The sequence below is a fragment of the Candidatus Cryosericum hinesii genome (genome assembly GCF_003570985.1).
In the GTDB taxonomy this organism is placed as follows: Bacteria; Caldisericota; Caldisericia; order Cryosericales; family Cryosericaceae; genus Cryosericum; species Cryosericum hinesii.
Map to the genome: position 1 here is coordinate 78,691 of NZ_QXIW01000007.1, position 11,446 is coordinate 90,136.

Below are 11,446 nucleotides of genomic sequence, written 5' to 3' on the forward strand. Positions count from 1 at the left end.
AAGCAGGTGAGGGATCCCTCACCTGCTTCGTTCAGACAATGCGCATCCAGTTCTGTGGGATGGGACGTTACTCCAGCGCTTTGGGTTTCAGCGCTTTGAAGAGTTCGAACCAGAGGATGGTACTGATGCCGACTGCTGCCGAGATGAGGATGTCGATGGGGTGCTGCGCCGCCATCTTGAAGAGGCGCGAGGCAACCGGGACATAGAGGGTGACCGCCAGCAGGCTGAGTGCTCCAGCGATAACCCACCACAGTGATTTATTGGGCGTGCGCAGGGTATGGATGATGCTGTGTGTCCAGGACCTGTTGGTCAGGATGAGCGCCACGTTGGCGAAGATCAGAGTCGTGAATGCCAATGCGCGCGCGTCGGGTTCGGTCAGGCCGTGTACGTAGAAGCCCAGGCCAAAGACAATCAAGACGGCGACGAGGATGCCGAGGCCCTGCAGAAGGCTCGTCAGCACCAGTCTGCTGCTGAACGTCGGTTTCGAAGGGTCACGTGGTGGCCGGTCCATGATGTCGGACTCCTCTGGTTCTCCTTCGAAGACGATGGAACACGTCGGGTCGATGATGAGTTCGAGGAACACGATGTGCACCGGCTGCAAGATGAGGGGCCAGCGCAGCAGCACAGGAATCAGACACAGGCCCGCGATCGGGACGTGGACAGCGAGGATGTAGCCCATAGCCTTGCGAATGTTGTCAAAGATGCGGCGGCCCATGCGCACTGCTGCGACGATGCTGTTGAAGTCGTCCTTCAGCAGAACGATGGCGGCGGACTCGCGGGCGACGTCGGTTCCCCGTTCGCCCATGGCGATGCCGATATGGGCGTTCTTGAGTGCTGGCGCATCGTTGACACCGTCGCCGGTCATGGCGACGATCTCGCCGTTTGCCTTGAGCGCCTGGACCAGGCGAAGCTTCTGCTCAGGGACCATGCGAGCAAACACACTGACGTCGCGGATCTTATTGCTGACCTCTTCTTCGGACATGGCTTCAAGTTCTGACCCGGTAACGATGCGGTCGGGGTGTTGGAGACCGATCTCTCTCGCGATGGATAGTGCCGTGCCGGGGTAGTCGCCCGTGATCATGACGACGCGCACACCTGCACGGCGGCACTGGGCGACGGCGGCGGGCACGGTCGCGCGAATGGGATCGGCGAGACCGATCAGGCCGATGAATTTGAAATCGAAGTCGTGCTGATTGTCCGGCAGATCGTCGTTGTCACAGGAAGCGCGGGCAACTCCAAGGACGCGCAGGCCGTCGTTCGCCATGTCCAGGACCTGCTTCATGATCAGTTGCTGCTGTGCCTGTGGCATGTGGCACAGATCGAGAATCGCCTCTGGCGCACCCTTGGCGGCTACGCGGCCACCGCCGGAGTGCATCTGCCACGCATGCGACAGGGCCAGCATATGGCGCGAGAGCGGATACTCGCGCTCCAGCTGCCAGTCTTCGTGAAGGTGTTCAGTTCCCTTGAGGGCGCCCTGCCCCATGTCCAGGATGGCACGCTCCATGGGGTCGAAGGGGTCGGCTTCACAGGCCAGAATCGAGTACTCGACCAGTTCATGAAACCGTTCAGGAAGGACTCTGGACAGTCCTGTCGCGGGGATGTGAATGTACTCGCCGCCGGCCGCCAGTTTGCGGACGGTCATCTTGTTCATCGTGAGGGTGCCAGTCTTGTCGACGCACAGGACGGTCGCCGATCCCAGGGTCTCGATGGCCGGCACGCGGCGGGTCAGGACCTGGTTCTGAGACATGCGCCAGGCGCCCATGGCCATGAAGATGGTCAGGACCACGGGGAACTCCTCGGGCAGGACGCCCATGGCCATGGCCAGACCGGACAAGAAGCCTCGTTGCCAGGCGATGAGATTGTTGCCACGAGTGAGGCTGAACACGATCGTGACGATGATGCACATACCGACGCCGACCAGACCCATGTCACGCACGAGATTGGCCACCTCGTGCTGGAGGGGTGGTTTTTCGGTGTCCACGGTCTGAAGTGCTTTGCCAATCTTCCCCAGTTCGGTCCGGAGTCCAGTGCCTCGTACTTCGGCGACGCCCTGTCCGGAAACGACCAGCGTGCCGGAGTAGACAGTCGGAAGGTCCTCGCCTCCCGGACGCTCCATTTCGGACTTGCCATCCCACTCTTCCTTGCGGACCGGGACAGACTCACCGGTCAGGAGTGATTCGTCGACGTGCAGGTTGGTGCACTGCAGCACCATGGCATCGGCGGGGACACGATCTCCCTCCGACAGCATTATGATGTCGCCGCGAGCGACGTCGCGGCCGGCGATGCGGATCCACTCACCGTCACGCCTGACCAGGGCGCGGGGGCTGGACAAGTCGCGCAGCGCGTCCAGCGCGTTCTCGGTCCTCTTCTCCTGATAGTAGGTGATGCCGATGACGACACCAACGAAACCCAGCAGCATCAGGGCTTCTTCGCGGTCACCGAGGAAGAGGTACAGCGTGCCGCATGCGAGGAGCAGGAGGAACATGGGCTCCCTGACGATCTCGAGCAGGATGCGAACCCATCCCCGCCTGCTTGCGCTGGGCAGTTCGTTGAGCCCTTCGTCCTTAAGGCGCTGTTGTGCCTCTGCGGTTGTCAAACCTTGTGGTTGTTCTGCGTTCGGTGTACTTGTCATGACAAAAACCTCCATGCAAATGGTGTGGTGGGTTCCCGACCTTGACAAGGATTGACTCTGGCAAGCCCTACGTCCAGCTGCAGTTGCGCAGTGACTGGCAGGCGACCTGTCAGGAACATCATCATGCTAAGGCCAAAGTCCGGCGACGTCAAGATGATGGCAGCGCATAACGACGAACGGGATGAATGCCCGCTCTACGGGCGACGTCATCGCTAATCGTGAAGAAGCCGGCCGGCAGTGGATGGTCTCTGGCGCTACCTCTGCAGGGTGGGCCGTGTATACGCGACCCTGAAGCCGGCCCTTTCCAGGTTGCGATGCGATACGCTCCCCGGTGTTGCCAGCACGGAGGCGGTCGTACAGCCGGCGGAAGCTGCTGCTTTCAGGCGCATGGTGACGAGACCGTTCTGGATGCCTCGTCCGCGGAACGGCAACCTCGTGCTGGAGGAGAAGAGAGCTGCAAGATGGTCGTGCAGGACCATAGCTCCTCCACCGGCAGGCTGTCCTCCGACCGTAGCCAGGTAACAAACGACGCCGGGACTGTGTGCGGCGGCGCGTGCAAGGACGACATTGGCGTCCGACTCGTCGAGTCCATCGGTCGCCGCAAAACCGGAAGCGACCGCTTGTACCCATAGCTCAGTCTCGTCGGCGACGATCGTACGGATCTCGACGCCAAGCGGCACGGCAGGCAGGGAATCCTGGGGCGGCAGGTCCATGGACAGGACATCGAGGAACCGGATGACATGGTAGCCGCGTTCTGCAGCGAGCTCCAGCAGGGAGGGATCGGCCAGGGGACAGAGGTCGAACTGTGCCGGCATCTCGCGATCGGCGAAGAAGCGTTCAATCTCCTGCATCTGACCGGCGGTGACAGGACTGTGCAGTCCCATGCCGGCAGCCCTGTTGACAGGGAGATCCGGCGACGTGTAGACACAGACGCCGTCACCGATTGATTCTGTGGTGGCAGACGGGCTCAGACCCAGTCGCTTGAGCGTCTCGGCATAGTTGACCAGTTCCAGTGTCCACACACCTTCCAGCTGAGTGGCAACGTCTTGGTCGACGAACGGCATGATGACCTCCCATCCTGTGCTGCCCGGTCGGCGGGGGCCGACACTTCACCGCCCGGGCTGGCGGCGTTCACCCCTCGTCAAGGTTGACGAGGGTCAGATGTCTCGTTGCTTCGCGTTCTTCTCCAAGTATAGATAAATTGAGTCGTTCAGGAAAGGGCAATCAGGAGGGGTCTGTTTCGATGCCGTGGCGCAGCAGGGCAACATAGGTGTCTACCTCCGCGAACATGACACTCCGCACACTTGCGAGGTCAAGTGGTTGTTGCCTGAGGATAGTCGTATACTGCTTCCCCAGTCCGTCGAATGTCCAGGAGAGCAGGAGCATAGCCCGTTCGACGGTCACGCCCGGTCTGAAGGCACTCGTATCGATATCCTGGAAGAGCCGCTGGTAGGTCGAGGCCGTGATCTCGGCGGTGGAGGCCAGCAGGGCGTCACGCAGCTCAGCCGGAGGGTCGGTCATGGCTTCCTGAAGGAATGCGAATGTCGTTGGATCTTTTTCGATCAGGGACCATTTGGCCAGGGTGTACTGGCTGAGACGCTCGAACAGGTCGGGGCTGGTCGGTCCCAGGCGTTCGTCGAAGCGGCGCATCACTTCGGTGATGCACGCCTGAACAGCCTCTATGTAGAGACCCTTCTTGTCGCCGAAATAATGAAACAGCAGCCCCTTGCTGACACCGGCTGCCTCGACGATATGATTCGTCGAGGCAGCCAAGTAGCCGGCGGTGGCGAATTCACTGATCGCGGCAGTGATCAGGGCAGTCCGCCTGTCGTCGGCGACGGACCGGTGCGGTGATGCCTGCATTACTCTCGCGCAGCCTTGAGGCTGACAGCCATTTGCACGCCCAGTACCTTGCGTCGTGCCGCTCTCAACGATACCAGGTACGTGGCCAGCATGATGACGGCACAGACCAGGATCGACAGTGGTGAGAGCCGTATGGGCAGACTGAAACTGATGCCACTCGTTGTCGTGGAAAGCAGCTTCCCGAGGGAGGCCAGCAGCAGGGGTATGCCGAGAATGAAGCCGGTTGCTACTGCGACGATCCCTGACCCAAGGACCATCCGGTTCAGCTCCTCTGGCCGGTAGCCAAGGACCTTGAGCAACGAGATGGTGAAACGCTCTTCCTCCACGGTCAGCGTCGTGACGATCGACAGAGCCAGCAGCGCAATGAAGACTGCTATGACCGCTACTGACCCGAGTGCCACCCATAGTGGCATAATGGCAGAGTTGAAGGCAGCACGGCTCTGTGCCATGGAGAGCGTCGTCAGTACGTCCTGGGTGGGGATCTGCAGGCTTGTCGCGCTGAGGACGGCGTTGAAACTGCCGAGTGGTGCCCCGACGATGCTGTTCAACCGCTCCTGGGGCATGATGACAGTTGCTGTCGTATACATCTCAGCCACGGCGTCGACGGGCAGTGTGACCTCCTGTCCGGTGGCTGCCTGCTGCATCGTCAAGCTGTCTCCTATTTTCAAGTTGAGCTTCTGCGCAAGCGCACGCGTGATGATAATGCGGTCGATGGGGATGGCCTGACCTTTACTGTCATGAGGGACGAACAGCGTCGACGTGGCGGGCAGTCCAACCACCTGGAAGGTCAGCCGGCCGTCAGTGGTCGTAAATCGCTCGGACGTCAGCGCCTCTCCACCCCACGGGTTCTCGAGCCTCGGTGCCGTCAGCACGTACGTGTAGTTGTACTGCGTGTCCTGGAACGCACCACGTACCAGCGTGCTCATCGAGTCGCGCATGGCGCCGCCGAACAGGAGCAGGTAGCCTGCGAGCATTGCCCCGAGCATCAGAAGTGTCAGCCGTGTCAGCCCTCGGATGGCCGCCCTCACGGCGAACCGGTTCTGGAACGAGCCGCGTTTCAGGTGAAGAGACCTCTCCAGGAGACCGGGGCGGGTGCTGAGGGCGGTCGCCTGCATCAGCTTGACTGGTGCCTGGCCTAGAAGACGCGCCGCAACCACTGCAACAGCTGGAACGGTGAAGAACACGGGAGCCACGATGCCGATGATGGCGACTCTCCACGGGACGGTCGCCACGTACAGTGGAACGCTGAAGTAGCTGAGCATAAAGTTCAGCATGGGGCGCATCGTAAGAATCGACGAGAGGACACCCAGCACCGACCCCGACAACGCGATGAGCGCCGGGAGTGCCAGTTCCTGCAGAACGAGTTCCCACGTCGAGTAGCCCATTGCCTTGAGCGTGCCAAGCTGGGCCCGCTGCATGCGGACCATGCGGCCTTGTGCCGCAGCCAGCAGCAGACAGGCCAGCAGGAGGATGACCAGTGGCATGCTGGTGGATACCGATGCTGCTCCCTCGAGTTTGACTATGGCCAGGGTATAGCGCAGGTTCGTCGTGATGTCCTGCCAGTATGTGAGGCCAACCGTCTCGTTCAGCGCCTGTCGTGCGGTGGCGGTTGTCCCGTCGACGGTCCTGATGTGCCAGGTGGCAAGAGCTTTGGGAGCGCAGGTGTCCATCGCAGCAGGTGTGATGACGGCAATGCCAAAGGCCTTGGGGTCGAGAATGATGCCGGCGTCGTCTGTTGTCCTGATGGGATACATGTAGTCCGGGACTGCTGCGAACCCGACAACGGTGAACGAATGTCCCAGCAGGGTCATCTTCGTCCCCAGCGGGATCTTGAGCGCGGTGGCGACCGTCTGACCAAGGAGCATCTCATCATCTGTCTGCACGTCACGGCCCGCGGTGATGGCGGGAATGTCCACACGTGTCGTTCGTTCGAACACCCGCAGCGTGAGGCTGCTGTTGACCGAAGCATCGACTTCCCGGCGGCGTTCGATGACAAGCCCGTTGTCGTGTTCGAAGCTCGACAGGTCTGCAAAGGGCTTCTGCGGCAGGAACGTGGCCGATTCGATCCGTGACTCGCTTTCGAACCGCGATCTGCTCTCGTGGATATCGACTATCATCGCGTTGAGGCTGGCATACAGCATGCAGGCAAGCATGACCAGCGTGATACTGCCGTAGACGAGCCACTGGTTGGAGCGGATTGTGCGGGGAAGGCGTTTCAGCAGGGTGTTCACCAGGTCACTTCCTCTGCCTTGATGAGGCGACCGACCAGACGGTCCTCCTCGACCTCGCCACTGCGCAGCCGGATGACGCGGTCCGTCATGTCGGCGATGGCAGCATTATGCGTGACCAGCACGATGGTGGTGTGGTAGATCTCGTTGACCTGGACCAGGAGCCGCAAGATGTCCCGCGACGTGGCGAAGTCGAGCGAACCGGTCGGCTCGTCGGCAAGCAGCAGGGAGGGGTTCTTGATGACTGCCCGGGCAAGCGACACGCGCTGCTGTTCGCCGCCGGAGAGCTCAGATGGGAACCGATCTGCCATGGGGAGAAGCCCGACAGCGTCGAGCACCTCATCGATGAACAGGGGCTTCTTCGCGATGTCTGCCGTCACCTCGACGTTTTCGCGGACCGTCAGGTTGGGAATGAGGTTGAAGAACTGGAACACGAAACCCACCGTGTCGCGTCGGAATTGTGTGAGGTCGCGTTCCGATGCATGAGAGAGGTCGACCCCGGTGACGCGGACGGTGCCGGTATCAGCGTGGTCGATGCCTCCCATGATGTTCAGCAGCGTCGATTTGCCAGAGCCGGACGGACCCAGAATGGTCACCAGCTGGCCCTCCGGGATACTCAATGTGACGTTCTTCAACGCCCAAAACTCACCCTGCCCCATCTGGTACTTGCGCCCCACCTTGTTCAGTTCGATCAGCATGTGACATCTCCTCGCTTTCCGCCTGTTGTGTGATCTGTCGATTACGTGGTCATTGACCAGTCGGTCAATATTGTCGTCAGGCACGTGCCACTGTCAAGCCCCATCGGGCTGGCGTCCCGCAGAGCTGCTGCTACAATATGAGTGTGCTGCCTGGCGCAACATCACCGTCGCATCGATGGCCGCAGAATTGGCCGTACTGGCGGGTGTGCTTGTCTTGCCGTTTTTGGTCCACTGAGCAGGCACGAAGGGAGTTATCATGGCGAAGGTACTTGTCAGTATGAACGCGTTCAAGGGGAGCATTTCCACGAAGGCTGCTACCGATGCTGTGGCTCTAGCGTTCGAGGGTGCTGGGTTTCAGGTTGAGAAGGTCTACCTTGCCGACGGTGGCGACGGGACCACCGATGTAGCTGCAGCTCTGGGTGGACGCGTCGAATTCGTAAGTACCTTCGATCCCCTGATGCATCCCATCGAGGCGCCTGTGGTGTGGCTTGGCCAGACGGCGGTCATCGAGATGGCAAGAGCGTCCGGATGGGCGTTGATTACCGCTGAGGAACGGAATCCCATGCTCACGACCACATGGGGGACTGGCCTGCTTGTCAAACACGCAGTGGAGCACGGAGCCGACCGCATTATCCTGGGCGTCGGTGGATCTGCCACCGTGGACGGCGGGCTCGGCATGCTGGCCGCGCTGGGTTTCAGCATCACTGACGAGGCCGGCAATGCCTCATGGCGAGGCGGTGAGGGACTATCCCGGCTGGCTCGTGTTGTGGCAAGCTCGCCTATGAAGCAGACCAGGCTGGTGGTCGCCAGCGACGTGACCAATCCTCTGCTCGGCCTGACGGGAGCAGCTCCGGTGTTCGGTCCGCAGAAGGGAGCCACGCCCGACATGGTGACGCTGCTGGAAAAGGGCCTGGAACGGCTGGCTGACATCACGCTGCAGATGAGGGGCGTGCGGCTGCACGATATGCCTGGGGCGGGTGCTGCCGGCGGTGTCGGTGGCGCGGCCGTCGCATGGCTGGGCGGTCACCTGGAGCCAGGCGCTGAACTTTTCATGGACCTCGAGAACTTCGACGCCCGAGCTGTGGGATGCACTGTGCTGGTGACTGGTGAGGGAAGCATCGATGCTCAGACGGTGTATGGCAAGGCCCCGGTTCGTGTGGCGCAGCGTTTCCGGAAGGTTTCGCCGGAGGGATTGACGGTGGCTATTGCCGGGGCCGTGCGCGATCGGGCACAGGTCCGCGAGGCCGGCATCGATGTCTTTGTCACGACCCTCGACCGTCCTATGAGTGAACGTGAGGCCATGGAAAACGGTTTGGCACTGCTGACACAGGCGGCCGCCGAGCTGGCGCATCTTCTGTCACTGAAGCCATGATGCCTCACCGTTCTGCGATATACTGAGGGAACTCACAATCTGGAGGTACAAGTGACAACAGTAGGCGATATGTTTCCACCCTTGGAATTGCAGAACCATTGGATGGTCCTCACCTGCTATCCCAACAACATGACGCCAGGGTGTTCGCAGGAGGCGCTGTCATGACGGAGCTCGAGGAGTATCAGAAGGCGAGGGATCGGGTCCAGGAGGTCAAGGGGCTCTACGCCCACGCGGTCATGTTTCTGGTGGCCAACGCGGCCCTGGCCGTTCTGAACCTTGCCACGCTCAAGAAGAACGATGGCGTCATCTGGTTCATCTGGCCGCTCATCGGATGGGGCGTCGTCCTCGTGGTGCATGCTATCTCGGTCTTTGGTATCGGGCGATTTCTGGGAAGGGGATGGGAACAGCGCCAGATTCAGCGGGAGCTCGACCGCCGACACAGCGACCCTCAGGCATAAGGAACGGACGTGTCTGTGGAGGACCCTGCTGGAATTGGTATAGAGACGGTCGGCGTTCCTTCGCGCAGGCCGGAGGGAATGACCGCGTTCACCATCGTCTGGTTTGGACAGGTCGTGTCCCTGGTCGGAACGGCGATGAGCGGCTTTGCGCTGACGCTGTGGGCGTACCGCACCACCGGGCTGGCAACTGCACTATCGATGGTCGCTTTCTTCAACTTTGCGCCGATGATCGTGATGAGTCCGATCGCGGGCGTGCTGGTCGACCGCTGGAACCGCAAATGGACCATGGCGCTGTCCGACCTGGCGTCTGCCATGATGACATTGGTCGTTCTCGTCCTGTTCCTGACGGGTCACCTGTAGCTGTGGCATCTCTACGTGACAGGTGCGCTGTCGGCGGCGTTCCAGACGTTTCAGTGGCCGGCGTACAGCGCTGCGATCAGCATGATGGTCCCAAAGAAGCAGTACCAGAGGGCAAGCGGCATGATCTCGATGGCAGAGAGCGGGTCGGGTATCGCCGCGCCCATCCTTGCGGGAGCGCTCGCGGGAGTACTGGGCTTTCAACGACTGTGGGTCATCTTTGCCATCGATCTCGCCACCTTCGTCGTCGCCCTGGGAGCGCTGATCGTCGTGGCTATTCCAAACCCGCCCCATGTCGAGTCCGATCATCCAGAGAGCCTGTTCAGTCAGTCGATGTTTGGCTTCCGGTACATCTGGCAGCATCGACCACTGTTCGACCTGCAGATGCTGTTCTTCGCCTCGAACCTCATCGCCAGTCTGTGCCTCACGATCCTCCCTGCGCTGATTCTCTCTCGCACGGGCAACAACGCAACGGCACTCGGATCAACGCAGTCTGCTGCGGCTGTGGGGGGCGTTGTCGGCGGGGTCCTGCTCACGGCATGGGGTGGTCCCAGACGCAAGGTGAACGGCGTGCTGCTGGGCATGGTGCTGACGTCGTTGTTCGGCATGCTGGTCATCGGTCTTGGACGGTCGCTGCCTGTGTGGATGGCAGGTTCCTTCCTGATGATGGTGCCCGTGATCATCCTGAACGGCAGCAACCAGGCCATCTGGCAGTCCAAGGTGCCGCCCGCGCTGCAGGGACGCGTGTTTTCGGTGCGTCGCCTCATCGCGCAGGTGACCGTCCCCGTAGCCATGCTTGCGTCCGGTCCGCTTGCGGACAAGGTCTTTGGCCCAGCGATGATGCCTGCTGGGAGGTTGGCGCCGGTGTTTGGCTGGCTGACCGGTACCGGTATGGGGACGGGGATTTCGCTGATGTTTGTGTGGGCAGGCCTGGCCGGAGCTGTCGTCGGGATCGTCGGATACCTGGTTCCAAGCATCAGGGACGTCGAGCGGCTCATCCCCGATCATGACATGCCGGGGGACTAGTCGTCCTGCAGCGATACGAGACGTACGACACTGTCGTCTTGTGGTGTCTGGGAGATCAAGTGAACAGGAGGTGACACGATGATTCGAAACCAGTGGTATGTCATCCTTGAATCGCGCGAGGTCAAGCCGGGAAGACTCCTCGGCGTCCGGCGCATGGGCAGGGACCTGGTCTTGTGGCGCGAGAGGAAGGGCACGGTGTCCTGTATGAGCGACCACTGCATCCACCGAGGGGTCGCACTCAGCGTCGGGAAGGTCAAGGGTGACTGTGTAGAATGCCCGTTCCACGGCTTGCAATATGACGGCCGAGGTCGCGTCACCGTCATCCCTGCAAACGGCAAAGACGCCGCCGTGCCGGCCACTTTCCAGGGTGAGGCATTTGTCGTACGCGAAGCGCATGGCTACATCTACCTGTGGTGGGGCGAGCCGCGTGAGGAATATCCTGAACTGCCGTTCATCCCCGGGCTGGACGACACGAGACTGACATACGGTACCTGGCGCGATCCCTGGAACGCGTACTATACGCGTGCAATCGAGAACCAGCTGGACGTGGTCCATTTGCCCTTCGTTCACTACAACACGATCGGGGCAGGCAACAAGACCGTCGTCAATGGCCCTGTAGCGCGGCTGGACGGCAATATCCTGCGCATCTGGGTGGACAACGAGAAGGATCACGGCCAGATCCCTCGGCGGCCGGACGAAATGCAGGTCCCGGAGCGGGATGCGCAGCTTACCTTCGTCTTCCCCAACCTCTGGCAGAACAACCTTGGCCCGAACGCTCGCATCACCGCTGCGTTCGTGTGCGTCGACGAACA

10 protein-coding genes are annotated in these 11,446 nt (G+C 61.2%); 5 read left to right on the forward strand and 5 right to left on the reverse strand.

The window, feature by feature from the left end:
* Positions 1–67: 67 nt before the first annotated feature.
* From SMC3_RS01515 to SMC3_RS01535, 5 genes are all read right to left on the reverse strand, one after another.
* Positions 68–2,632, reverse strand: coding sequence for a cation-translocating P-type ATPase (locus tag SMC3_RS01515; protein WP_119088060.1), 2,565 nt, complete (start codon positions 2,630–2,632; stop codon positions 68–70).
* A 254-nt stretch (positions 2,633–2,886) separates the two neighbouring features.
* Entirely contained in the window at positions 2,887–3,696 is an 810-nt protein-coding gene (locus SMC3_RS01520) for a GNAT family N-acetyltransferase (protein ID WP_119088061.1), read from the reverse strand.
* Between the two features lie 160 nt (positions 3,697–3,856).
* Entirely contained in the window at positions 3,857–4,495 is a 639-nt protein-coding gene (locus SMC3_RS01525) for a TetR/AcrR family transcriptional regulator (RefSeq protein WP_119088062.1), read from the reverse strand.
* On the reverse strand, positions 4,495–6,726 hold the full coding sequence (locus SMC3_RS01530) for an ABC transporter permease (RefSeq protein WP_119088063.1): 2,232 nt from the start codon (positions 6,724–6,726) through the stop codon (positions 4,495–4,497). Before SMC3_RS01530 ends, SMC3_RS01525 begins: the two co-directional genes overlap by 1 nt.
* On the reverse strand, positions 6,723–7,421 hold the full coding sequence (locus tag SMC3_RS01535) for an ABC transporter ATP-binding protein (RefSeq protein ID WP_119088064.1): 699 nt from the start codon (positions 7,419–7,421) through the stop codon (positions 6,723–6,725). Before SMC3_RS01535 ends, SMC3_RS01530 begins: the two co-directional genes overlap by 4 nt.
* A 256-nt stretch (positions 7,422–7,677) precedes the next feature.
* Between SMC3_RS01535 and SMC3_RS01540 the strand changes: the two genes are divergently transcribed.
* The 5 genes from SMC3_RS01540 to SMC3_RS01555 form a co-directional block, all read left to right on the forward strand.
* Positions 7,678–8,793, forward strand: a complete 1,116-nt coding sequence (locus SMC3_RS01540) for a glycerate kinase (protein ID WP_119088065.1) — start codon at positions 7,678–7,680, stop codon at positions 8,791–8,793.
* 161 nt (positions 8,794–8,954) lie between these two features.
* On the forward strand, positions 8,955–9,251 hold the full coding sequence (locus tag SMC3_RS01545) for a 2TM domain-containing protein (RefSeq protein ID WP_119088066.1): 297 nt from the start codon (positions 8,955–8,957) through the stop codon (positions 9,249–9,251).
* Positions 9,252–9,266: 15 nt separating this feature from the next.
* Entirely contained in the window at positions 9,267–9,611 is a 345-nt protein-coding gene (locus SMC3_RS09515) for a hypothetical protein (RefSeq protein WP_207799611.1), read from the forward strand.
* Between the two features lie 15 nt (positions 9,612–9,626).
* The gene (locus tag SMC3_RS01550; RefSeq protein ID WP_207799612.1) at positions 9,627–10,634 is read left to right on the forward strand and encodes an MFS transporter; all 1,008 of its coding nucleotides are present in this window, start codon (positions 9,627–9,629) and stop codon (positions 10,632–10,634) included.
* Between the two features lie 78 nt (positions 10,635–10,712).
* Positions 10,713–11,446, forward strand: a 734-nt coding sequence (locus tag SMC3_RS01555) for an aromatic ring-hydroxylating oxygenase subunit alpha (RefSeq protein ID WP_133299368.1), incomplete at its 3' end; no start/stop codon positions are given.